We start from the raw sequence: 23,202 nt of genomic DNA, 5'->3' as shown, positions 1-23,202 counted from the left end.
AAACGGGCAGTGGCGGGTCGGTTTGGCGTCATTGCCGGTTTGATTGAATCAGCAGATTTGCTGCGGCTGCTTCACTGGCGAGGGCGAAAATCCTTTTCGCGGTCCTGCCATCGAAGGTCTGGCGCCAGATGGCCACGTGGGGCAGCCCGGCCTGCTCGTCGCGGCGTTGCGACTCGCTGCCGCGCTTGCTCTGTTCCAGGGTTTTCAGGTGGCTGCCCTTGATGGTGAAACTCAGCGGCTCGCTGTTGTGTTTTTCATAGTGAAAATGTGCTTCCCATAGTGGCGCATCGTCAGCGCGGTCCCTGATCGAGTAGACGTCGAGAAAGGATTTGTCTCGGCCTTTGCCCAGCTGTTTGCGGTCCACCGTTTTCAGTGCTTTGAGTTCGGCGTGATCGATCAGCCAGTTCAGGCGCATGATGTCCAGCACCTGCTTGTTCTTGTACATGCGCACCAGCACGCCATGTCCTTGCGAGGACAAGGTGTCGGCAGCACTTAGCAAGCGCTCCAGCAAGGCGTTGACTTCACCATCCTGTTGCGATTTTTCGAGGTTCTCCAGGCGTCTTGCCTGTTCCCTTAGCGAGTCGACGGCTTTTTCCAGACCTTCAAGAATCCCTGTCGGGTTGTCTTTTTGTACTTCTCTGGCTCTGGCATCGGCGCTGTGTTTTTCGACATCGACCAACAGACGGTTGGCCTCGGCAATCAACTGCGGTTTTGGTGTACTGGACAGCGGTGGGCGAACCGGCAGCCACTCACCGTGGCGCTGCTCATAGCGTTCGGCCGGGCCATCGGGTTGCAGCGGGTTGGCGACCTTGATGACGATGCTGCCGTCTGCGGCGGCTTCGGTGTCGCCAATCAGAATTCTTGAGGTGCCGTGGCGGCGAGTGCGAAAGACCTTGCGGGTCACTGGCGGCGCGGCTGTCACGCTGTCGCTTGGCCGGGGCGGCAGGAAACTGAAGTCGATGTCCTGATCCAGGCTCGGCAGTTCTGTATTGCGATCGAACGTGGCAAAGAGGTCGTTCAGCCGGGTTTCGATCCGCGTTTCGATCGGTTCGACCAAGGCGATGATTTCCCGGGCGTACTCTGCTTTGGCGCCCTCTATAGGCAACTGTGCAGCGAAAAGGCTTTTGTCGCTTCTGATCTGATCAAGCGTCAGCATCAACGCCAGCGGGTGCGAGCGTTCCGGGATGTTCTTCAACTCGCCGGTGATCAGGTCAATGGACGCGAGCGAAGGCATGGTGGCATTGGGCGAATGGTCTGGCGCGTCGGCAAACAGGTGCACGTACAGCGTCAGTTTGTTGAAGTTGATACGCTCGGCCGCGGGCACTTCCTGGCTGAGTTCGATCAGTGTGGGCTCCGCGCCGGGTGAGGCTTTCCTGACCTGTTCCATAACGCCCTGGCGGTCTTCGATCAGCTTCAGTTTCTTGTTCAGGTGCGTGATCATTTTCTTGCAGTTGTCCGCACTTGTCGTCGCGAACAGCGGAGCGATGCGCAAGTCCATCACGGCCATGAGCCGGTTCAGATAACGCACGCGGTCCAGGCGGAACGTGTGCAGTTCTTCCTTGTAGACCCCGCCGGCCTTCAAGTGAATCATCCAGTCCTTGTTATCGACGATGGACTGGACGAAATCCGTTTGCTTTTTAATGTGCTTGAGCAGATGAACTTCGACGGCGATCAGGGCTGCAGTTTTCCCCGCTCTGTCCTCCGCTTGCGCACGAGCCTCGCTCCAGAGACCGTCGAAGCGCGTGGCGGAGTCGACCAGTTCCTGGTGCGCGGCGGCGAACGGTGCATAGCGTTGCAACAATATCTCGCGGTTGGCCTGAGCCATCTCGCGGCGGCGCATGCCTCCGGTCAGCCCCGGGGAAACCAGCACCCAGGCGTTTTGCGCATTGCGCGTGACGGCGCGGGATGCGCCGCTGCGACTGGCGTGGTAAACGTTTGCGCTGTCCGTGGCCACTGGGTCCGTGGCCTTGACGATACGCCAGACTTTTTGCGCAGGCGTCGACGCCTGCGTATCGAGCAGCGCCTGATAAGCATGGTAATGGATGACCACGAAGCGTTTGCCGTCGTGGCTGAACAAGCCGTCGCTGTCCGGTTGGCCTGTGCTGAAATCGAGCTCCGTGCGCCAGTCGCGCAGGCTGGTTTCGGTCAGCGGCACGCTGATCGCTTCGCCGTCATCGGCCGCATGCCAAAGCCCGCTGTCGGCATCGCGCAGCAAGACCGGGCCGGAAGCGATCCGCTCGCTGGCAAGCGCCGCGCGCAGCAAACCGCTGTCAGCATCCCGCCCGACCAGCACGATGCCGCCGTCGCTCAGGTCGGCATAGCGGCGGCCTTTGTGTGTGCGCAAGCCCGATGCGTCTGCTGCTGGCAGCGCGTCAGAAGTGGCCAGGCGGTAATACTCGATCGGGTGCGTCGTGGGTGTCGGGCTTTCAGTCACGAGGGGCGCGGGCTGTACCTTGATGGCGAGTGCAGGAACCGGGCGGATTGCGTCGAGGTCACCGTCGGCCACGGATCTGCCCGATTGGCTTTCTGCGCCTGGAGTGAATCGCAGCGTGCCGTCGGGGTGTAGCGCCGGCCCCTGTGGTGATGAATCCGGGCGTGTGTGGACATCGACCGATACGGTGCCGCGAATGGGCGGTTTTGCAGGCATGTTTTCCATCCTTGATCATTAATCCCCGGCACAGGTCGGGGAGGGTTGTCGTTTGGCTTCCTGCCAGTGGACGCGGTCATGCAGGCAGCGTCTTGCGCTGCCAGGTGTGTCAGGTGCAAACGGCGGGGCGAAAATGCTTTACTGACGCGTGGCGTAGTTCGCGAGAGAAACCGACCGCCGTCGTCGGAATTGGTCAAAATTTGTGCTATATTCCGCGCCCGCGATTTTTCACTTCAACACCGGTCGTCGACATGCAAGCAGCCAAGCCGTTATTTGACTATCCAAAATATTGGGCCGAATGTTTCGGACCAGCGCCATTCCTGCCAATGAGCAGGGAGGAGATGGATCAGCTTGGCTGGGATTCGTGCGACATCATCATCGTGACCGGTGATGCCTACGTCGATCACCCGTCGTTCGGCATGGCGATCATTGGCCGGCTGCTGGAGTCGCAAGGTTTCCGCGTCGGGATCATTGCCCAGCCGAACTGGCAGTCCAAAGACGACTTCATGAAGCTTGGCGAGCCGAACCTGTTCTTCGGCGTCGCAGCGGGCAACATGGATTCGATGATCAACCGCTACACCGCGGACAAGAAAATCCGTTCCGACGACGCTTACACGCCCGGCGGCATGGCCGGCAAGCGTCCGGACCGCGCGAGTCTGGTCTATAGCCAGCGCTGCAAGGAAGCCTACAAGCACGTGCCGATCGTACTCGGCGGCATCGAAGCTTCGCTGCGCCGCATCGCCCATTACGATTACTGGCAGGACCGGGTGCGCAACTCGATCCTGATCGACGCCAGCGCCGACATCCTCCTGTACGGCAACGCCGAGCGGGCCATCGTTGAGGTCGCCCAGCGTCTGTCCTACGGCCACAAGATCGAAGACATCACCGATGTGCGCGGCACGGCGTTCATCCGTCGTGACACGCCGCAGGGCTGGTACGAAGTCGATTCCACGCGCATCGACCGTCCGGGCAAGGTCGACAAGATCATCAACCCGTACGTCAACACCCAGGACACTCAGGCTTGCGCCATCGAGCAGGAAAAGGGCCCGGTTGAAGATCCGCAGGAAGCCAAGGTCGTGCAGATCCTGGCCAGCCCGCGCATGACCCGCGACAAGACCGTGATCCGTTTGCCGTCGATGGAAAAAGTCCGCAACGACCCGGTTCTGTACGCCCACGCCAACCGCGTGCTGCACCTGGAAACCAACCCGGGCAACGCCCGCGCGCTGGTGCAGAAGCATGGCGAGATCGACGTCTGGTTCAACCCGCCGCCGATTCCGATGACCACTGAAGAAATGGACTACGTGTTCGGCATGCCTTACGCGCGTGTTCCGCACCCGGCGTACGGCAAGGAGAAAATCCCCGCCTACGACATGATCCGTTTCTCGGTGAACATCATGCGCGGCTGCTTTGGCGGCTGCACCTTCTGCTCGATCACCGAGCACGAAGGCCGGATCATCCAGAACCGTTCCGAAGAGTCGATCATTCGCGAAATCGAAGAGATCCGCGACAAGGTGCCAGGCTTCACCGGCGTCATTTCCGACCTCGGCGGCCCGACCGCGAACATGTACCGCATCGCCTGCAAGAGCCCGGAAATCGAATCCGCGTGCCGCAAGCCGTCGTGCGTGTTCCCAGGCATTTGCCCGAACCTGAACACTGACCACTCGTCGCTGATTCAGCTGTACCGCAGCGCCCGCGCCTTGCCGGGTGTGAAGAAGATCCTGATTGCTTCCGGCCTGCGTTACGACCTCGCGGTCGAGTCGCCGGAATACGTCAAGGAACTGGTGACCCACCACGTCGGCGGCTACCTGAAGATCGCCCCGGAGCATACCGAGGAAGGTCCGCTCAACCAGATGATGAAACCGGGCATCGGCAGCTACGACAAGTTCAAGCGCATGTTCGAGAAGTACACCAAGGAAGCGGGCAAAGAGCAGTACCTGATCCCGTACTTCATCGCCGCTCACCCAGGCACCACCGACGAAGACATGATGAACCTCGCGCTGTGGCTCAAGGGCAATGGCTTCCGCGCCGACCAGGTCCAGGCGTTCTACCCGTCGCCGATGGCCACCGCCACCGCGATGTACCACTCGGGCAAGAACCCGCTGCGCAAGGTCACCTACAAGAGTGACGGCGTGACCATCGTCAAGAGCGAGGACCAGCGTCGTCTGCACAAGGCGTTCCTGCGTTATCACGACCCGAAAGGCTGGCCGATGCTGCGTGAAGCGCTGATTCGCATGGGCCGTGGCGATCTGATCGGCCCGGGGAAGGATCAACTGATCCCGGCCCATCAGCCGGCCACCGACAGCTATCAGAGCGCGCGTCGCAAGAACTCGACACCGGCCGGCAGCCACAAAGTGGCGAAGGAAAGCAAAGAGAAGACCATCAAAATCCTCACCCAGCACAACGGCCTGCCGCCGCGTGCCAGTGATGGTGGCAACCCTTGGGACAAGCGTGAACAGGCCAAGGCCGCGGCATTCGCCCGCAACCAGCAGGCCGCCAAGGAGCGCAAGGACGCGGCAAAAGGCAAAGGGCCGAAGCCGACGCGCAAACCGGTCGTACCGCGCTAAAAGAAAACGCCAACCTTCGGGTTGGCGTTTTGCTGATCGTTCCCACGCTCCTGCGTGGGAATGCCTCAAGGGACGCTCTGCGTTCCAGCCGTTACTCGCAGTATGGTCGAACAGGGTTGTGACGCGGAGCGTCACGGGCTGCATTCCCACGCAGAGCGTGGGAACGATCAATATTGCGTTGATGCAACTGGCCCCTTCGCGAGCAGGCTCGCTCCCACAGGGAATGGCATTGCAAATGTGGGAGCGAGCCTGCTCGCGAAGGCGCCGCAACACACGACACACTTTTACAGGCCTGCCACAAATAGAAGCACACTCGCCAAACCATTTCCTCGCATCGCTCGATTTTGGTGCTGTACTGCCCTGAGCATTCCGCGAAAGTGCGCAAGCCTGTGCATGGCATAAGTCTTGCGCGCTTTCCAATACGCCCAGGCTCGCAGGAGGCACGCCGTGTCGATTCATGTCGCATTGCATCACGTCACGCATTACCGCTACGACCGCGCTGTCGAACTCGGCCCGCAGATCGTACGCTTGCGCCCGGCTGCCCACAGCCGCACGCGGATTTTGTCGTATGCGCTGAAAGTCTCGCCCGAGCAACATTTCATCAACTGGCAGCAAGACCCGCAGGGCAATTACCTCGCGCGTCTGGTATTCCCCGAGAAAACCCATGAGCTGCGCATCGAAGTCGACCTGCTCGCCGAGATGGCGGTGTTCAATCCGTTCGACTTCTTCCTCGAGCCTTACGCCGAAAAAATCCCGTTCGCCTATGCCGCCGACGAGCGCAAAGAGCTGGCGCCATACCTCGAAACCCTGCCATTGACGCCGAAATTCAAAGCGTATCTGGACGCCATCGACCGCACGCCATTACCGGCGGTGGACTTTCTCGTCGCGCTCAACCAGCGCCTGAGTGAGGACATCGGTTACCTGATCCGCATGGAGCCGGGCGTGCAGACCCCCGAGCACACGCTCGAACATGCCTCCGGTTCCTGCCGCGATTCGGCGTGGCTGCTGGTGCAATTGCTGCGCAACCTCGGGCTGGCGGCGCGGTTCGTTTCCGGTTACCTGATCCAGCTCACCGCCGACGTGAAAAGCCTCGACGGCCCGTCCGGCACCGAGGTGGATTTCACCGACCTGCATGCCTGGTGCGAGGTATATTTGCCCGGTGCCGGCTGGATCGGCCTGGATGCAACGTCAGGCTTGTTTGCCGGTGAAGGGCACATCCCGTTGGCTTGCAGTCCCGATCCGTCTTCGGCGGCACCGATCAGTGGCCTGGTGGAGCCGTGTGAATGTGAGTTCAGCCATGAAATGTCGGTCGAGCGCATCTGGGAAGCGCCGCGGGTCACCAAGCCTTATACCGACGAGCAATGGCGGGCGATCGAGGCGCTGGGCCGGCAGATCGATGCCGACTTGCTTGAGGGTGACGTGCGCCTGACCATGGGCGGCGAACCGACCTTCGTCTCGATCGACGACCCGGACGGCGCCGAGTGGAATACCGCTGCGCTGGGGCCGGCCAAACGCCGGCTCTCCGCCGAACTGTTCGCCCGCATGCGCACCCACTACGCGCCGCAGGGTCTGGTGCATTTCGGTCAGGGCAAGTGGTACCCCGGCGAGCAATTGCCGCGTTGGTCGCTCAACTGCTATTGGCGCCGCGACGGCGTGCCGATCTGGCACAACACCGCGCTGATCGCCGATGAACAGCAAGACTACGGCGCCGACGGAGAACTGGCCGGGCGCTTTCTGGCGAGCGTCGCCGAACGGCTGAAACTGCCGCCGCGTTTTGTCTTTGCGGCCTACGAGGACAATTTCTATTACCTGTGGCGCGAGGGTGCGTTGCCGAGCAACGTCAGCGCCGAAGATTCACGTCTGGAGGAGCCGCTGGAACGCGCACGCCTGCGCAAAGTCTTCAGTCAGGGCTTGAACAAGGTGATTGGCCAGGTGCTGCCGCTGGCGCGTACTGCCAAGGGCGATCAATGGCAGAGCGGGCGCTGGTATCTGCGCGAGGAACATTGCCGTCTGGTACCGGGGGACTCGCCGCTCGGCTACCGTCTGCCGCTTGCTTCGCAGCCGTGGGTGAAGGCGGCGGAGTATCCGTTCATTCATCCGCAGGATCCGAATCAGGACTTCCCCGAATTGCCAGACGCCGCGCAGCTCAGCCAGCCCGGCGAGCCAGCGAGCACTGACGAGCGCGCGCCGGGCATCGACGAATCCGCCGACTGGCTGACCCGCACCGCATTCTGCGCCGAGGCGCGTGAAGGGCGTTTGTACCTGTTCATGCCGCCGCTGGAGCGGGTCGAGGATTATCTTGAACTGGTCGCGGCCATCGAGGCCACCGCCGAAGAACTGCATTGCCCGGTGCTGCTCGAGGGCTATGAGCCGCCGAGCGATCCGCGCCTGAGCAACTTCCGTATCACCCCTGACCCCGGCGTGATTGAGGTCAACGTGCAACCCTCGGCGACGTGGAGCGAGTTGGTCGAACGCACCGAATTCCTTTACGAGCAGGCGCGGCAAACCCGGCTGACCACCGAGAAATTCATGATCGATGGTCGCCACACCGGCACCGGTGGCGGTAACCATTTCGTGCTCGGTGGCGCGACGCCGGCGGACTCGCCGTTCCTGCGTCGCCCGGACCTGCTGCGCAGCTTGATCAGTTACTGGCACAACCATCCATCGTTGTCGTATCTGTTTTCCGGTTTGTTCATCGGCCCGACCTCTCAGGCGCCGCGGGTCGACGAGGCGCGCAACGATGCGCTGTACGAGCTGGAAATCGCCTTCGCGCAGATGCCCGCACCGGGCGAGGCCTGCGCGCCATGGCTGGTCGATCGTCTGCTGCGCAATTTGCTCATCGACGTCACCGGCAATACCCATCGCGCCGAATTCTGCATCGACAAACTGTATTCGCCGGACGGCGCCACCGGGCGCCTCGGCCTGCTGGAACTGCGCGCCTTTGAAATGCCGCCGCACGCGCGCATGAGCCTGGCGCAGCAATTGTTGCTGCGGGCGCTGGTGGCGCGGTTCTGGCGCGAGCCTTATGCACCGCCGAAACTGGCACGCTGGGGCACAGAATTGCACGACCGTTTCCTGTTGCCGCACTTTATCGAGCAGGATTTTGCCGACGTCATTGTCGAACTCAACAACGCCGGGTATCCGTTGCGCGCTGAATGGTTCGCTGCGCACCTGGAGTTTCGTTTCCCCAAGGTCGGCGATTATGCAGTCAACGGCATCGAGCTCGAGCTGCGCCAGGCGCTGGAACCCTGGCATGTGCTGGGCGAGGAGGGCGCGGCGGGCGGCGCAGTGCGCTATGTCGATTCATCGCTGGAGCGTTTGCAGGTCAAGCTCAAAGGCCTGCCACCGCAGCGCTATCTGCTGACCTGCAACGGCGTTGCGGTGCCGCTGCACCCGACTGGGCGCGTCGGTGAGTTCGTCGCCGGCGTGCGTTATCGCGCCTGGCAACCGGCCAACTGCCTGCAACCGACGATCCCGGTGCACGCACCGCTGGTGTTCGACCTGCTCGACACCTGGATGAGCCGTTCGCTGGGCGGTTGCCAGTATCACGTTGCTCATCCGGGTGGGCGCAATTACGAGACGTTGCCGGTCAACGCCAACGAAGCGGAGAGCCGGCGCATGGCACGGTTTTTCCGCGTCGGACACACGCCGGGGAAACTTCCGGCACCCCCAGTCGAAATCACTGACGAGCTGCCGATGACCCTCGATTTGCGACGTTTCCATGTCGTGGGCGACGAGTAGATTTTTCGTCTATCCGGGCGTCATGTGCCTGCGTTAGTCTGACCGTTCCTTGCTGTCTGCCGAGCTTTCCATGCCTGACCTGCTAGACCGCTACCCGCTGAATGCGGGCACTTATCACGAACTGCTCGATGGCAGTGGAGCGGTGCGCGCGCATTGGCAGCGGCTGTTCGATCAGTTGCAGCGCAGTACCCCGGCGCAGTTGATTCAGCGCCAGGCACTGCTGGCGCGGCAGATTCAGGAAAACGGCGTGACCTATAACGTCTATGCCGACCCAAAAGGCGCGGATCGGCCGTGGGAACTGGATCTGCTGCCGCACGTCATCGCAGCGGATGAATGGCAGCAATTGTCCGCCGGCATTGCCCAGCGCGCGCGCCTGCTCAACGCGGTACTGGCCGACCTGTACGGCCCGCAACGGCTGATCAGCGAAGGTCTGCTGCCTGCGGAGCTGGTATTCGGCCACAACAACTTCCTCTGGCCGTGCCAGCACGTCGCAACCCCGGAACAGACCTTTTTGCACTTGTACGCGGTGGACCTGGCGCGAACTCCGGACGGGCGCTGGTGGGTGACGGCTGATCGCACCCAGGCGCCGTCCGGCGCGGGGTATGCGCTGGAAAACCGCACCATCGTCTCGCGCGCATTCCCTGAGTTGTACCGCGATCTCAAGGTGCAGCATCTGGCCGGGTTTTTCCGCACCTTGCAGGAGACCCTCGCGCGGCAGGCGCCGTGTGACGATGACGCGCCGTTAGTGGTGCTGCTCACACCGGGGCGCTTCAACGAAAGCTATTTCGAGCATTTGTACCTGGCGCGCCAGCTCGGCTATCCCCTGGTCGAGGGCGGCGATCTGACAGTGCGCGATGCCACGGTCTACCTGAAAACCCTGAGCGGCCTGCGCCGGGTGCACGCGATCATGCGTCGCCTCGATGATGATTTCTGCGATCCGCTGGAGCTGCGTACGGACTCGGCGCTTGGCGTGCCCGGTCTGCTAGAAGCGGTGCGACAAGGCCGTGTGCTGGTGGCCAATGCGCTGGGCAGCGGGGTGCTGGAGTCGCCAGGGTTGCTCGGGTTCCTGCCGAAAATCAATCAATACCTGTTTGGTGAAGAACTGATATTGCCGTCGATTGCCACGTGGTGGTGCGGCGAAGCGCCGGTGCTCGCGCAGGCGCTGGAAAAACTCCCGGAGCTGCTGATCAAACCGGCGTTTCCCTCACAAAGTTTTGCCCCGGTGTTCGGTCGCGATTTGACTGAAGCGCAACGTCAGGAACTGGCCACGCGCATGCAGGCCCGACCGTATGCCTATGTTGCGCAGGAATTGGCGCAGCTGTCCCAGGCGCCCGTCTGGCAAGCCGACGAAGGCGAGTTGCAGCCGCGGGCCATCGGCATGCGCATGTACGCAGTGGCCAGCGCTGATGGCTATCGGGTGCTGCCCGGGGGCCTGACCCGGGTCGCCGCCGAAGCCGATGCCGAGGTGGTGTCGATGCAGCGTGGCGGGGCGAGCAAGGACACCTGGGTGCTTGGTGATCGGCCACCGAGTGGCGAGCAGTGGAAGAGCCAGCGCAACCTCGGCGTCCACGATCTGGTGCGGCGTGATCCGTACCTGCCGTCACGGGTGGTAGAGAATCTGTTCTGGTTCGGTCGCTACTGCGAGCGCTGCGATGACAGCGCGCGTCTGTTGCGGATCATGCTCGCCCGCCATGTCGATGGCGATGACCCGCAAGCGCTGCAGGCCGCCGTTGACCTTGGCGAGCGGCTGTCGCTGCTGCCCGACGAAGGCGAACTGCCGGAACGCCTGCTCGCAGCCTTGCTCGGCGACGACTGGTCATTCAGCCTGCGTTCCAATCTGCAACGCTTGCAGTGGGCGGCGTCGCAGGTGCGCGGCAAGCTTTCGCGGGAGAACTGGCAAGCGCTGGTCGAATTGCAGCGCGAAGCGATGGAGTTGGAGACCGATGCGCCGGACTTTGCTGAATTGCTGGATTTCCTCAACCGTCTGGTGATGTCGCTGGCGGCGCTGTCCGGTTTCGCCCTGGATGACATGACCCGCGATGAGGGCTGGCGGTTTTTGATGATTGGCCGGCGCATCGAGCGTCTGCAGTTTCTCAGCAGCAGCCTCGCCGCATTTTTGCGCGGCGCCGGGGCTTTTGATCAGGCCGGGCTGGAATGGCTGCTGGAACTGGGCAACAGCAGCATCACTTATCGCTCACGCTATCTGGCCGTAGCGCAGTTGATTCCGGTACTCGACTTGCTGCTGCTCGATGAGCAAAACCCGCACGCAGTGTTGTTCCAGTTGAAACTGGTCACACGCACGCTGAAACGCTTGAACGATGATTTCGGCGCGCCACGGGAGGCCGGCCTGGCGGAACTGGTCGAGCGCCTGGCGCGGTTCGATCTGGGCTGCCTGGAAAATCCGTTATTCGGTGAGTCCAGTGTGCGTGCGGCGCTTGAGGGGCTGGCCGATCTGCTGCAGGACATCGCTGAGGCCAGCGGGCAGGTCTCCGATCGCCTGGCGCTGCGGCATTTCGCCCATGTCGATGATGTCAGCCAGCGCACGGTGTCCGTCTGATGAGTGCTCGCTACCAGATCTTGCATGACACCTGTTATCACTACGACAGCCCGGTTTCGCTGGCGCAACAACTGGCGCATCTGTGGCCGCGTGAATGCGCCTGGCAGCGCTGCACTGAACAGCAACTGCTGATCAGTCCGCAGCCTACGTCTCGCCGCGATGAACGGGATGTATTCGGCAATCCGCTGACCCGCCTGGCATTCGAACGTCCGCATGACCAACTGCAGGTCGGCGCCCGACTGACCGTCGAGGTGCTGGTGCGACCAGCGCTGGATTTCAACCAGTCGCCTGCCTGGGAACTGACCCGCGACGAGCTGACCTACAGCAGCCAGCCGTTGCCCGCCGATGTGCTCGAAGCGTGCCGTTATCGGTTCCAGTCGCCCTACGTACATTTGAAACGTAGCTTCGTCGAGTTTTCACAGAGCTGTTTTCCGCCGGGCCGGCCGTTGCTGTTGGGCGTGCAGGACTTGATGGAAAAAATCTTCAGCGAATTCACCTTCGATGCCGAGGCGACCCAGGTGGCGACGCCGCTGGTGGAAGTGCTGGAGCGCCGACGCGGGGTCTGTCAGGACTTTGCGCATTTGATGCTCGCGTGTGTGCGCTCGCGAGGGCTGGCGGCGCGCTACGTCAGCGGTTATTTGCTGACTCAACCGCCACCGGGACAGCCGCGGCTGATCGGCGCCGATGCTTCGCATGCCTGGGTGTCGGTGTTCTGCCCGGTGCTGGGCTGGGTGGATTTCGATCCGACCAATGACGTGCAACCGGCGCTGGAGCACATCACCCTGGCGTGGGGGCGCGATTTCTCGGATGTTTCACCGCTGCGCGGGGTGATTCTGGGGGGTGGCAATCATGACCCGGCAGTGAGCGTCACGGTGATGCCGCTGGACTAACGCAGATCAAACTGTAGGAGTGAGCCTGCTCGCGATGGCGGTGTGTCAGCGATGAATATCATGACTGACACACCGCCATCGCGAGCAGGCTCACTCCTACAAGGGAATCGGGGGGGTGCGCGAAGGGGGCGGTGAGGGCCGGCAGCATAACCGCCAGCCCTGTCACAAATCCGCTGGGTTCGATGCACTGATCAAACCCGGTGGGGCTCAGGCGTCGGGCGCCTGGTCTTTCGGTGCATCGGGTGCATCAACATCATCTTGCGTCGCCACTTCACCGTCAGGGTTAAGTGCCGCTTCTTCAGCGGTTTGTTTCTTGCGCTGAAGCTTTTCCTCTTTCTTCTGTTCCTTTGCCAGGTCTCGTTGACGTTTGGCGAAGGAGTAATTGGGTTTGGCCATGGGCGATCCTCTAGGTCGAAGGTGAGGTTGAGCGGCGCATATTCTGCCCTGTATCGGTGCCCGAGGGTTAACCGGGTTTTTGGTCAACCCACTTGGGCGTGACGGTCGGCCGCCATTGATCAAGGGCGTCGAGCAGGGTTTGCGGCGATTCGCTCACTTGCAGCATGTCACGGTGTGGCGCGCGAACGAAGCCTTCGCCGACGATATGGTCGAGAAAATCGGTGAGTTTGCTGTAGAAAGCGTTCACTTCCAGCAGGCCAAGCGGCTTGGGATGGTAGCCGAGCTGGCCCCACGTCCAGACTTCGAACAGCTCTTCGAGCGTGCCGAGGCCGCCGGGCAAAGCGATGAATGCATCGCTGAGTTCGGCCATTCGGGCCTTGCGCGCATGCATGCCGTCGACCACTTCCAGACGCGTCAGGCCTTTGTGACCGATTTCCTTGTCCATCAGGCTTTGCGGAATGATCCCGATCACTTCACCGCCAGCAGCCAGCGCTGCATCGGCAACAATGCCCATCAAACCCACGGCACCGCCACCGTAAACCAGCGTCAGCTGCCGTTCGGCCAGCGCCTGGCCGAGGGCCACGGCGGCTTCGCTGTAAGCCGGATCAGCGCCCGCATTGGCACCGCAAAACACACAAACGGATTTCAGAGACATGCCTTACTCCTGAGTCGATCCGTCACAGGGTAATGGCTGGCACGCCTCGAACCAAGGGCTAAACTTCGCGCTCAGGCGATTCAAACGTGCCGCTGGCGCCACAGGCGTAGGCGGCGAGCAAGCTGCGTAACAGACCGTTGATAAACATGATCGTACTCCGTCTCGGTTGATGGGCCGATCATAGGTGCAGCCGCCTGAATTGGCCGTTAGATTGTGTCCATGAGTGTCATAGCCTGAAAGTTGTATACAATTTTTGACACAAGTCATAGGAACTTGCGAAGATTTCAGGCAGTCTTTCCACCACTAGTGCTTTTGTTAACCCTGCCTTGGAGATTCACCATGTTTTCCAAAGTTGTTGCGGTATCCCTGCTGGCGCTGGCCAGCAGCCAATTGATGGCCGCCGAGTGCAAAACCACCGTTGACTCCACCGATCAGATGTCCTTCAACACCAAGGAAATCGTGATCGACAAGAGCTGCAAAACGTTCACCGTCGAGCTGACTCATTCCGGCAACCTGCCGAAGAACGTCATGGGCCATAACCTGGTGATCAGCAAAGAAGCTGACATGCAGCCAATCGCTACCGACGGCCTGGCAGCGGGTATCGACAAGAACTACCTGAAGGAAGGCGATGCGCGCATCATCGCGCACACCAAGATCATCGGCGCCAAGGAAACCGACTCGCTGACGTTCGACGTGTCGAAAGTGGCTGATGGCGGCTACGGTTTCTTCTGCTCGTTCCCGGGCCACATCTCGATGATGAAAGGCACCATCGTCGTCAAGTAATTCTGTGCGAGCCTGCTCGCGAAGAGGCCATCAGCCTCACTGAATATCGATGGCCAAAGAAAAGCCCGCTGAGGATCACTCCCCAGCGGGCTTTTTCATGCCTTCACAAGATCAAGGCGCAAACGGCATGACCCGCTTGTGGTGCGTCTTGTGGTACGTATCGACAATGATCTTCGCCGCTTCGTCACGTACCGTTTTACCGTGCAGAAACGCGTCGATTTCAGCATAGGTCACGCCATGCGCCGCTTCGTCCGGTTTGCCCGGCGAGAGATCTTCCAGATCCGCCGTCGGCACTTTCTCGACCAGCGACTCCGGTGCACCAAAGCTACGGGCAATTGCGCGAACCTGATTTTTCACCAGACCGCTGAGCGGGGCGAGGTCGCAAGCGCCATCGCCGAACTTGGTGAAGAAACCCATCACCGCTTCGGCCGCATGATCGGTACCAATCACCAAACCGCCAGCCACGCCGGCAATCGTGTACTGCGCAACCATGCGCATGCGCGCCTTGGTGTTGCCCAGCACAAAATCCACTGACGCCGCCGGCTTGCCTTCAAACGCACCCACCTGCGCGGCCAGCGCCTTGACGGCCGGGCCGATGTTCACAGTCTGAATTTCATCCGGGGCGATGCAGTCGAGCGAAGCCTGTGCATCATGCTCGTCGAACTGGGTTTCGTAGGGCAGGCGCACGGCGATGAATTTGTAGCCAGTGTCACCGGTCTTCTCGCGCAGTTCACGCATGGCGCGCTGGGCCAGCAGGCCGGCGGTCAGCGAATCGACACCGCCGCTGATGCCGAGCACCAGGGTCTTGAGCCCGGAATTGACCAGGCAATCCTGAATGAACGTCAGGCGCCGGGCGATTTCGGCCTGCAGGGCCTGATCATCGGCGAATGGCGGTTGCACCTTGAGCTGCTCAGCAATCTCACGCTGTACGGCTTGCATGAATTCACTCCTTGCTAGATAGACTGGAATCGGCAGGAACCTGGAACACGTGTCGCAAATAGGCGACGAAATTCGGGTCTTTGCAGTGGGTCTTGCCTGGCTCGTCGGAGATCTTCGCCACCGGCTGGCCGTTGCAGGCGGTCATTTTAAGCACGATGCTCATCGGTTCGACACCCGGAATGTCGCAGGTGAAGTTGGTACCAATGCCGAAGCTCACATTAATGCGACCGTGCAATGCGCGGAAAATCTCCAGCGATTTTGGCAGCGTCAGACTGTCGGAAAACACCAGGGTCTTGCTCATCGGGTCGATCCCGAGCTTGTGGTAGTGGGCGATGCATTTCTCGCCCCAGGCCACCGGGTCACCGGAATCATGGCGCAAGCCGTCGAACAGCTTGGCGAAGAACAGATCGAAATCGCCGAGGAAGGCATCGGTGGTGATGCAGTCGGTGAGGGCGATGCCGAGCAGGCCGCGGTACTCGCGGACCCAGCAATCGAGCGCAGCGATCTGGCTATCAATCAGGCGCGGACCGAGTTGCTGGTGCGCCATGATCCATTCGTGGGCCATGGTGCCCAGTGGTTTCATGTCGAGTTCGCGCGACAGGTGCACGTTGCTGGTACCGACGAAGCGGCCAGGAAAGTCGTGTTTGAGCACATTGACCACTTCGGCCTGCACGCCATAGGAGAAGCGCCGGCGGGTGCCGAAATCAGCGACTTGCAGCTGCGACAATTCGTCGGGCGAGGCGTTGGCGCTCAGCCAGTCGAACTTGCGGTACAGCTGCTCGCGCGCGCGCTCCAGCGACATGTCGTGATAGCGATGGCGGTTGCGCACTTCGCTGACAATCGCCAACAACGGTACTTCATAGAGGATCACATGCAACCACGGCCCGCGCAGGCGGATGAACAACTCGCCGTTCTCGATGCCGGTCTGCACGTAGCGCAGGTTGAAGCGAAACAGCCCGAGAAAGCGCAAAAAATCCGGTTTGAGAAAACTGATGCGTTCAAGGAAATTCAGTTGGTCGCCGCTCAGGCTGGTTTCGGCCAGGCGCTCGATCTGAAAGCGGATCTCGGCCAGATACGGGCGCAGGTCCTCGCTGTTACGGCAGCGGAACTCCCATTCGACCTCGACGTTGGGGTAGTTGTGCAGCACCGCCTGCATCATCGTCAGTTTGTAGAAGTCGGTGTCGAGCAGGTTCTGCACGATGCGATCGGCAAACATACTCTCGCTCATAACGGGGTCTCCAGGTGCGCCGCGCCGTGGCGCGGTCTATATCGATGGCGCTAGTGGCGCATATCAACGGTGGGGATTGCCAGCATTTTTTAAGCACATCGCAGAACCCATGTGGGAGCGAGCCTGCTCGCGAAAGCGTCGGGTCAGTCACATCATCTCTAGCTGATACACCGATTTCGCGAGCAGGCTCACTCCCACAGGGGCACCGGTGGATTTCAGGTTGGACTGTCGATCTGCTCCAGCATCCACTTCACGAAATCGCGCACCTTGGGCACTTCCGCCGCGTGTTCCGGATACGCCAGGTAGTAGGCATCCGTGCTGGGCATGGCATGCGCCCACGGAATGACCAGTTTGCCGTCGGCCAGTTCCTCTTCCACCAGAAACCGCGGCAACAGCGCCACGCCGCAGCCGACTTGCGCTGCGCGGATGCACATATAAAAGGTTTCGAAACGCGGCCCGTGATAGCTGTGTTCGGTTTGGTAGCCCTGGCTGTCGAACCAGTCGTGCCATGCTTGCGGGCGCGAGGCATTTTGCAGCAGGACCAGATCGGTCAGTTGCGTCGGATCAGTCAATGGCGCATCTGGCAGGCTGCCCGGTGCGCAGACCGGCACCAGCTCCTCGCCGAACAGTTTCAGGCATTCAGTCCCCGGTCGCGCGCCCTGGCCGAAATAGAATGCAAGATCGCTGCGCCCTTGCAGCAGATCGTCCGCTTCCTGCTCGTTGCACAGGTCCAGATGGATTGACGGATGGCGCAAACGCCAGCCTTTCAGGCGTGGCACCAGCCAGCGCGCGCCAAAGGTTGACGGCGTGGAGACGCGCAGGACTTCGGTTTCGCCGCCGTAGGAACGCAGGTAGTGCGTCGACATCTCGACCTGGGTGAGGATTTTTCTCACTTCCACCAGGTACAAATCCCCGGCCGGGGTCATCTGCAAGCGCCGACGCACGCGGCGAAACAGCAAATGCTGCAGCAACTCTTCAAGCTGCGCGACCTGTTTGCTCACCGCGCTCTGGGTCAGGTTCAGCTCTTCCGCGGCGCGGGTGAAGCTCAGGTGCCGGGTTACCGCCTCGAAGCACTGCAACGCAGTGATCGAGGGCAAGTGGCGTTTGTTCAGCATGGCCAGTCCTTTTCTTGTCTTTCTATGCTCAGCATGAATAAACGGAATGATATCTGGCGTAAAGGTCGTTTGTTGCCGCCGTGATTGGACGCTACAACTAAAGGCCTGCCCGGTCGTGAAAAGGCGACCGCACACATTCAGTTTTTCGCTTGAGGAGTGACCCATGGTTGCCGCATTGCTTGATCGTCTCGGTGTGAACCCGGCCCTGTATCAAAACGGCAAAGTGCCGGTGCATTCACCGATCAACGGCAGTCGCATCGCGGCGGTGAACTGGGAGGGCGCGGCGGAAGTCGAGCAGCACATCAGTCGCGCCGATCATGCATTCGAACAATGGCGCAAGGTGCCGGCCCCGCGTCGCGGCGAGCTGGTGCGGCAATTTGGCGAAGTGTTGCGCGAATACAAGGCGGATCTCGGTGAGCTGGTGTCGTGGGAAGCAGGCAAGATCACTCAGGAAGGCCTGGGCGAAGTGCAGGAGATGATTGATATCTGCGACTTCGCTGTCGGCCTGTCTCGTCAGTTGTACGGTTTGACCATCGCTTCCGAGCGCCCGGGCCATCACATGCGCGAAACCTGGCATCCGCTCGGCGTGGTCGGGGTGATCAGTGCGTTCAACTTCCCGGTCGCGGTGTGGGCGTGGAATACCACCCTGGCGCTGGTGTGCGGCAACCCGGTGGTATGGAAACCGTCGGAAAAAACCCCGCTGACCGCGCTGGCCTGTCAGGCCTTGTTCGATCGCGTGGTGAAGAATTTCAGCGATGCGCCGGCGAGCCTTTGCCAGGTCATCATCGGTGGTCGCGATGCGGGTGAAGCGCTGGTCGATGACCCGCGTGTTGCGCTGATCAGCGCCACCGGCAGCACGCGCATGGGCCGAGAAGTGGCGCCAAAAGTCGCCGCACGGTTTGCTCGCAGCATTCTCGAGCTCGGTGGCAACAACGCGATGATCCTCGGCCCGAGCGCCGATCTGGACATGGCCGTACGCGCCATTCTGTTCAGCGCCGTCGGCACCGCCGGGCAGCGTTGCACCACGTTGCGCCGGCTGATCGCCCATGAGTCGGTGAAAGAAGAAATCGTCACCCGCCTTAAAGCGGCGTATTCGAAAGTGCGCATCGGCCATCCGCTGCAAGGCAATCTGGTCGGCCCGCTGATCGACAAGCACAGCTTCGAAAACATGCAGGACGCGCTCGAGCAAGCGTTGAGCGAGGGCGGTCGGGTGTTCGGCGGCCAACGTCAACTTGAAGATCAGTTCCCCAACGCCTACTACGTGTCGCCGGCCATCGTCGAAATGCCCGAGCAGAGCGACGTGGTCTGCAGTGAAACCTTCGCGCCGATTCTCTATGTGGTTGGCTACAGCGATTTCGAGGAAGCACTGCGCCTGAACAATGCGGTGCCGCAAGGCTTGTCGTCGTGCATCTTCACCACCGATGTGCGCGAGGCCGAACGATTCATGTCGGCGGTCGGCAGCGATTGCGGCATCGCCAACGTCAACATCGGCCCGAGCGGTGCGGAAATCGGCGGCGCGTTCGGTGGTGAAAAGGAAACCGGTGGCGGCCGCGAATCCGGCTCCGACGCCTGGCGCGCCTACATGCGCCGGCAGACCAACACGGTCAACTACTCGCTGGAGCTGCCATTGGCGCAGGGCATTACATTCGATTAAGCAGCGGCAAGCATCAAGTCCCAAGCTACAAGCAGATCGGCTTGCTGCTTGTAGCTTGAAGCTTGCAGCTGCTCCGACAGGAGCTTGGCAATGCCGTTACGCGAAGAATGTCTGTGGGAAAAGCTCACGCCGCAACGCCCGGATCACACCGCGCTCAGGGGCGAGGTCAAGGTCGATGTCTGCGTGATCGGCGCCGGGTTCACCGGGTTGTCGGCGGCGCTGCACTTGCTGGAAAAAGGTAAAAGCGTCTGCATTGTCGAGGCACATCGCGCCGGGCATGGCGGGTCCGGGCGCAACGTCGGTCTGGTCAACGCCGGCCTGTGGATCCCACCGGACGAGATCGAAGCCGGCTTCGGCGAAGCGGTCGGCAGTCAGCTCAACCGCATGCTCGGTGCGGCGCCGGCGCTGGTGTTCAGCCTTGTGGATAAATACCGCATCGACTGTCAGCTGCGCCGCGAAGGCACTTTGCACATGGCGCACAACGCCAAGGGCGAGGCGGACCTGCGCAGTCGCGAGCAACAATGGCAGCGCCGTGGCGCGCCGGTCGAACTGCTGACCGGCAAGGCCTGCGAGCAAGCCACCGGTACGCAGAAAATCGCCGCCGCGCTACTCGACCGTCGTGCCGGCACGCTCAACCCGATGGCGTATGTGACCGGGCTGGCCAACGTCGTACTGGGGCTCGGCGGGCAGATGTTCGATCATTCGCCGGTCACCCGTCTCGAACGCGTCGGCCAGCAATGGTCGGTGCAGACTGGACAAGGCTCGGTGCTCACCGAGCAAGTGGTGATCGCCTCCAATGCCTACACCGAAGGCGACTGGACCGAGCTCAAGCGCAATTTTTTTCCCGGTTATTACTATCAGGTCGCTTCCGTCCCGCTGAGCGAAGACGCCGCACAGGAAATTCTCCCCGGCGGGCAGGGTTCGTGGGACACCCGTCAGGTCCTGAGCAGCATTCGCCGTGACAGGGAAGGGCGTCTGTTGCTGGGCAGCCTCGGCAATGGCAATCAGAAACCGACCTGGTTTCTCAAGGCCTGGGCCGACCGGGTGCAGCAGCATTACTTCCCCAATCTGAAGCCGGTCGAATGGGAATGCACTTGGACCGGGCGCATTGCCTTTACGCCCGATCACCTGATGCGCCTGTTCGAACCGGCACCGGGGCTGGTGGCCGTCACCGGCTACAACGGCCGCGGCGTCACCACCGGCACGGTGGTCGGCAAAGCTTTCGCCGATTATTTGTGCAATGGCGACCCGCAGTCATTGCCGATTCCCTTTGCACCGATGCAGCCCCTGGCCGGCGTCGGCTTGCGCAGTTGCCTGTACGAGGCCGGTTTTTCGCTCTATCACGCGGGCCAGTGTCTGCGCATCGTCATTTGAGTGTTGAAATTTGTTGCCGGAAGCGGCGCTTTTGAATCGAGCGACTAGCCTGTAATGGTGCGGGTTGTAGCAGTCCCGCACCAGCAGTGTGCAGTTCGGTGACGCGGGCTGTTACAGGCTGGTTGCACGTCGTTTGCCGCTGCGGTTGCAATGATGGCGCACAAGGGTTGCGCCTGAAAAAAACAATGGTTTCACCTTCCGCGGTTTAGACGGTTGCACGCCCAATGAAAATGGGAACGAAACAGTCGAAATAACAAGAAAGCAGCGACTTTTTGAAGAATAAAAAACCGCTGGCACGGGCCTTGCTCTGAGCTTTGAGTGAAGTGAAGTCGCAGTGCCAACTAAAAAAAACCTTGGAGCACCACCTCATGTCCCAGACGTTTTACAAGAAAGGCTTTCTGGCCCTCGCAGTAGCTGCTGCGCTGGGTGTTTCTGCGTTTGCTCAAGCTGATATCAAGATCGGTGTAGCGGGTCCAATGACGGGCGCCAACGCGGCGTTTGGCGAGCAGTACATGAAAGGGGCACAGGCAGCGGCTGATGCAGTCAACGCGGCGGGCGGCGTCAACGGCGAGAAAATCGTTCTGGTCAAGGGCGATGACGCCTGTGAGCCGAAGCAGGCCGTGACGGTTGCCAAGGACCTCACCAACCAGAAAGTCGCCGGCGTGGTCGGTCACTTCTGCTCTTCTTCGACCATTCCAGCCTCGGAAATCTACGACGAAGCCGGGATCATCGCGATCACCCCGGGCTCGACCAACCCGCAAGTCACCGAGCGCGGTCTGAGCGCCATGTTCCGCATGTGCGGGCGTGACGACCAGCAGGGCATCGTCGCCGGCGATTACATCGTCGACATGCTCAAAGGCAAGAAAGTCGTCGTGCTGCACGACAAGGACACCTACGGCCAAGGCCTGGCGGATGCCACCAAGGCTCAACTGGAAAAACGCGGCGTCAAACCGGTGCTGTACGAAGGCCTGACCCGTGGCGAGAAAGACTTCAGCACCATTGTCACCAAGATCCGTGGCGCCGGTGCCGATGTCGTCTACTTCGGCGGCCTGCATCCGGAAGCCGGTCCACTGGTTCGCCAGTTGCGTGAACAAGGCCTGAAAGACGTCAAGTTCATGTCCGATGACGGCATCGTGACCGACGAACTGGTAACCACCGCTGGCGGCCCGCAATTCACCGATGGCGTGCTGATGACCTTCGGCGCCGACCCGCGTCTGCTGCCTGACAGCAAGACCGTAGTGGATGCTTTCCGCAAGGCCGGCACCGAGCCTGAGGGCTACACCCTGTACGCCTACGCCTCGGTCCAGACCCTGGCAGCGGCGTTCAACGGTGCGAAGAAAAACGACGGCGAAGCGGCCGCGAAGTGGCTGAAAGCCAACCCGGTGAAAACCGTGATGGGCGAGAAGACCTGGGACGCCAAGGGCGACCTGAAAGTCTCCGACTACGTGGTTTACCAGTGGGACAAGGACGGCAAATACCACCAGCTGGAAAAACAGAAGTAAGGGCTGAGGTGATCAGTCGTCTCACTTGAAACCCTGTGGGAGCGGGCTTGCCCGCGATGGCGTCAGGTCAATCGACACACAAGTTGGCTGATCCACCGCCATCGCTGGCAAGCCAGCTCCCACAAGGTTCAGTGGTGGTCGAACTGATCACACTCCGACATTGCTCCGACGTAAATCTGTAATTTTCCTAGAAGAACCGCGCGCCCAGGGTGCGCAGGTTCTCACTGCGTGAGATTGCGTTATGGATGGTATTTTCCTGCAGCAACTGGTCAACGGCCTGACCCTCGGGTCGGTCTATGGCCTGATCGCCATCGGCTACACAATGGTCTATGGCATCATCGGCATGATCAACTTCGCCCACGGCGAGGTTTACATGATTTCCGCTTACCTGGCGGCAATCAGTCTGGCTCTGCTGGCTTACTTCGGTATCGAATCCTTCCCGCTGCTGATGCTCGGCACCCTGATCTTCACCATCGTGGTTACGGCGGTGTATGGCTGGGTCATCGAGCGAGTCGCTTACAAACCCCTGCGCAACTCGACTCGACTGGCACCGCTGATCAGCGCCATCGGTATTTCGCTGATTCTGCAAAACTATGCACAGATCGCCCAGGGCGCCAAACAACAGGGCGTGCCTACCCTGCTGACCGGTGCCTGGCGTGTCGAAGTCGGGACCGGCTTCGTGCAACTGACCTACACCAAAGTCTTCATCCTGATCGCCGCTTTTGTCGGCATGGGGTTGCTGACCTACATCATCAAATACACCAAGCTGGGGCGCATGTGCCGGGCCACCCAGCAAGACCGCAAGATGGCCTCGATCCTCGGGATCAACACCGACCGGGTGATCTCCTATGTGTTCATCATCGGTGCAGCCATGGCGGCACTGGCCGGCGTGCTGATCACCATGAACTACGGCACCTTCGACTTCTATGCCGGCTTCATCATCGGCATCAAGGCGTTCACCGCAGCGGTACTCGGCGGGATCGGTTCGCTGCCCGGTGCGATGCTCGGCGGGATCATCCTCGGCATCTCCGAGTCGTTGTTCTCCGGCCTGGTCAACTCCGACTACAAAGACGTGTTCAGCTTTTCGCTGCTCGTACTTGTTCTGGTCTTCCGACCGCAAGGTCTGTTGGGCCGTCCTCTTGTGTCGAAGGTGTAAG

The 23,202-nt window shown here is 61.0% G+C and carries 15 protein-coding genes; 9 read left to right on the top strand and 6 right to left on the bottom strand.

The annotated features are described in order from the left end of the window. Window positions 1-28: 28 nt before the first annotated feature. Window positions 29-2,647 (bottom strand): hypothetical protein, encoded by a 2,619-nt coding sequence (locus ACYYKW_RS20775; protein WP_464991018.1) that lies wholly within the window; start codon window positions 2,645-2,647, stop codon window positions 29-31. Window positions 2,648-2,898: 251 nt separating this feature from the next. Here ACYYKW_RS20775 and ACYYKW_RS20770 point away from each other — a divergent pair, with 251 nt between their 5' ends. The 4 genes from ACYYKW_RS20770 to ACYYKW_RS20755 all read left to right on the top strand — a co-directional run bounded on the left by ACYYKW_RS20770 (window position 2,899) and on the right by ACYYKW_RS20755 (window position 12,399). Further along, entirely contained in the window at window positions 2,899-5,211 is a 2,313-nt protein-coding gene (locus tag ACYYKW_RS20770) for a YgiQ family radical SAM protein (protein ID WP_464991017.1), read from the top strand. 447 nt (window positions 5,212-5,658) lie between these two features. Beyond that, entirely contained in the window at window positions 5,659-8,952 is a 3,294-nt protein-coding gene (locus ACYYKW_RS20765; protein ID WP_464991016.1) for a transglutaminase family protein, read from the top strand. A gap of 70 nt (window positions 8,953-9,022) precedes the next feature. Further along, complete coding sequence (locus tag ACYYKW_RS20760; RefSeq protein WP_464991015.1) at window positions 9,023-11,509, top strand: circularly permuted type 2 ATP-grasp protein; 2,487 nt, start codon at window positions 9,023-9,025, stop codon at window positions 11,507-11,509. Beyond that, complete coding sequence (locus tag ACYYKW_RS20755; protein ID WP_464991014.1) at window positions 11,509-12,399, top strand: transglutaminase family protein; 891 nt, start codon at window positions 11,509-11,511, stop codon at window positions 12,397-12,399. Before ACYYKW_RS20760 ends, ACYYKW_RS20755 begins: the two co-directional genes overlap by 1 nt. Window positions 12,400-12,606: 207 nt before the next feature. Here the strand turns inward: ACYYKW_RS20755 and ACYYKW_RS20750 are convergent, their stop codons facing one another. Continuing rightward, on the bottom strand, window positions 12,607-12,795 hold the full coding sequence (locus ACYYKW_RS20750) for a hypothetical protein (protein WP_090280813.1): 189 nt from the start codon (window positions 12,793-12,795) through the stop codon (window positions 12,607-12,609). A 67-nt stretch (window positions 12,796-12,862) separates the two neighbouring features. Beyond that, window positions 12,863-13,450, bottom strand: coding sequence for an LOG family protein (locus ACYYKW_RS20745; RefSeq protein ID WP_090280816.1), 588 nt, complete (start codon window positions 13,448-13,450; stop codon window positions 12,863-12,865). A gap of 339 nt (window positions 13,451-13,789) precedes the next feature. Here ACYYKW_RS20745 and azu point away from each other — a divergent pair, with 339 nt between their 5' ends. Beyond that, window positions 13,790-14,233, top strand: a complete 444-nt coding sequence (gene azu, locus ACYYKW_RS20740; protein WP_093105336.1) for an azurin — start codon at window positions 13,790-13,792, stop codon at window positions 14,231-14,233. 111 nt (window positions 14,234-14,344) lie between these two features. Here azu and nadE read toward each other — a convergent pair whose 3' ends face one another. The 3 genes from nadE to ACYYKW_RS20725 form a co-directional block, all read right to left on the bottom strand. Continuing rightward, complete coding sequence (gene nadE, locus ACYYKW_RS20735; RefSeq protein WP_093105332.1) at window positions 14,345-15,172, bottom strand: ammonia-dependent NAD(+) synthetase; 828 nt, start codon at window positions 15,170-15,172, stop codon at window positions 14,345-14,347. A 4-nt stretch (window positions 15,173-15,176) separates the two neighbouring features. Next, window positions 15,177-16,400, bottom strand: coding sequence for a nicotinate phosphoribosyltransferase (gene pncB, locus ACYYKW_RS20730; protein WP_464991013.1), 1,224 nt, complete (start codon window positions 16,398-16,400; stop codon window positions 15,177-15,179). Between the two features lie 215 nt (window positions 16,401-16,615). Further along, window positions 16,616-17,515 (bottom strand): LysR family transcriptional regulator, encoded by a 900-nt coding sequence (locus tag ACYYKW_RS20725; protein WP_093105329.1) that lies wholly within the window; start codon window positions 17,513-17,515, stop codon window positions 16,616-16,618. Between the two features lie 163 nt (window positions 17,516-17,678). On the opposite strand from ACYYKW_RS20725, the gene amaB reads away from it, so the two are divergent. The 4 genes from amaB to ACYYKW_RS20705 all read left to right on the top strand — a co-directional run bounded on the left by amaB (window position 17,679) and on the right by ACYYKW_RS20705 (window position 23,201). Beyond that, the gene (gene amaB / locus ACYYKW_RS20720) at window positions 17,679-19,169 is read left to right on the top strand and encodes an L-piperidine-6-carboxylate dehydrogenase (protein WP_464991012.1); all 1,491 of its coding nucleotides are present in this window, start codon (window positions 17,679-17,681) and stop codon (window positions 19,167-19,169) included. Window positions 19,170-19,259: 90 nt separating this feature from the next. Further along, a complete protein-coding gene (gene amaA, locus ACYYKW_RS20715) occupies window positions 19,260-20,543 on the top strand; it encodes an L-pipecolate oxidase (protein ID WP_464991011.1) in 1,284 nt (427 codons plus the stop codon). A gap of 368 nt (window positions 20,544-20,911) precedes the next feature. After that, window positions 20,912-22,045 (top strand): branched-chain amino acid ABC transporter substrate-binding protein, encoded by a 1,134-nt coding sequence (locus ACYYKW_RS20710; protein WP_090280841.1) that lies wholly within the window; start codon window positions 20,912-20,914, stop codon window positions 22,043-22,045. A 241-nt stretch (window positions 22,046-22,286) separates the two neighbouring features. Next, window positions 22,287-23,201 carry an ABC transporter permease subunit gene (locus ACYYKW_RS20705; RefSeq protein ID WP_041480712.1) on the top strand — a complete coding sequence of 305 codons (915 nt, stop codon included), beginning with the start codon at window positions 22,287-22,289 and terminating at the stop codon, window positions 23,199-23,201. Window position 23,202 lies beyond the last annotated feature (1 nt).

It is taken from the genome of Pseudomonas sp. 15C, from assembly GCF_055484735.1.
This window is presented reverse-complemented; position numbering and strand designations above follow the sequence as displayed.

Bases quoted from the DNA above. Each gene is read 5' to 3' on its own strand.
- ACYYKW_RS20775 (WP_464991018.1), bottom strand. From the start codon at position 2,647: ATGCCTGCAAAACCGCCCATTCGCGGCACCGTATCGGTCGATGTCCAC.
- ACYYKW_RS20770 (WP_464991017.1), top strand. From the start codon at position 2,899: ATGCAAGCAGCCAAGCCGTTATTTGACTATCCAAAATATTGGGCCGAA.
- ACYYKW_RS20760 (WP_464991015.1), top strand. From the start codon at position 9,023: ATGCCTGACCTGCTAGACCGCTACCCGCTGAATGCGGGCACTTATCAC.
- ACYYKW_RS20755 (WP_464991014.1), top strand. From the start codon at position 11,509: ATGAGTGCTCGCTACCAGATCTTGCATGACACCTGTTATCACTACGAC.
- ACYYKW_RS20750 (WP_090280813.1), bottom strand. From the start codon at position 12,795: ATGGCCAAACCCAATTACTCCTTCGCCAAACGTCAACGAGACCTGGCA.
- ACYYKW_RS20745 (WP_090280816.1), bottom strand. From the start codon at position 13,450: ATGTCTCTGAAATCCGTTTGTGTGTTTTGCGGTGCCAATGCGGGCGCT.
- azu (WP_093105336.1), top strand. From the start codon at position 13,790: ATGTTTTCCAAAGTTGTTGCGGTATCCCTGCTGGCGCTGGCCAGCAGC.
- nadE (WP_093105332.1), bottom strand. From the start codon at position 15,172: ATGCAAGCCGTACAGCGTGAGATTGCTGAGCAGCTCAAGGTGCAACCG.
- pncB (WP_464991013.1), bottom strand. From the start codon at position 16,400: ATGAGCGAGAGTATGTTTGCCGATCGCATCGTGCAGAACCTGCTCGAC.
- ACYYKW_RS20725 (WP_093105329.1), bottom strand. From the start codon at position 17,515: ATGCTGAACAAACGCCACTTGCCCTCGATCACTGCGTTGCAGTGCTTC.
- amaB (WP_464991012.1), top strand. From the start codon at position 17,679: ATGGTTGCCGCATTGCTTGATCGTCTCGGTGTGAACCCGGCCCTGTAT.
- amaA (WP_464991011.1), top strand. From the start codon at position 19,260: ATGCCGTTACGCGAAGAATGTCTGTGGGAAAAGCTCACGCCGCAACGC.
- ACYYKW_RS20710 (WP_090280841.1), top strand. From the start codon at position 20,912: ATGTCCCAGACGTTTTACAAGAAAGGCTTTCTGGCCCTCGCAGTAGCT.
- ACYYKW_RS20705 (WP_041480712.1), top strand. From the start codon at position 22,287: ATGGATGGTATTTTCCTGCAGCAACTGGTCAACGGCCTGACCCTCGGG.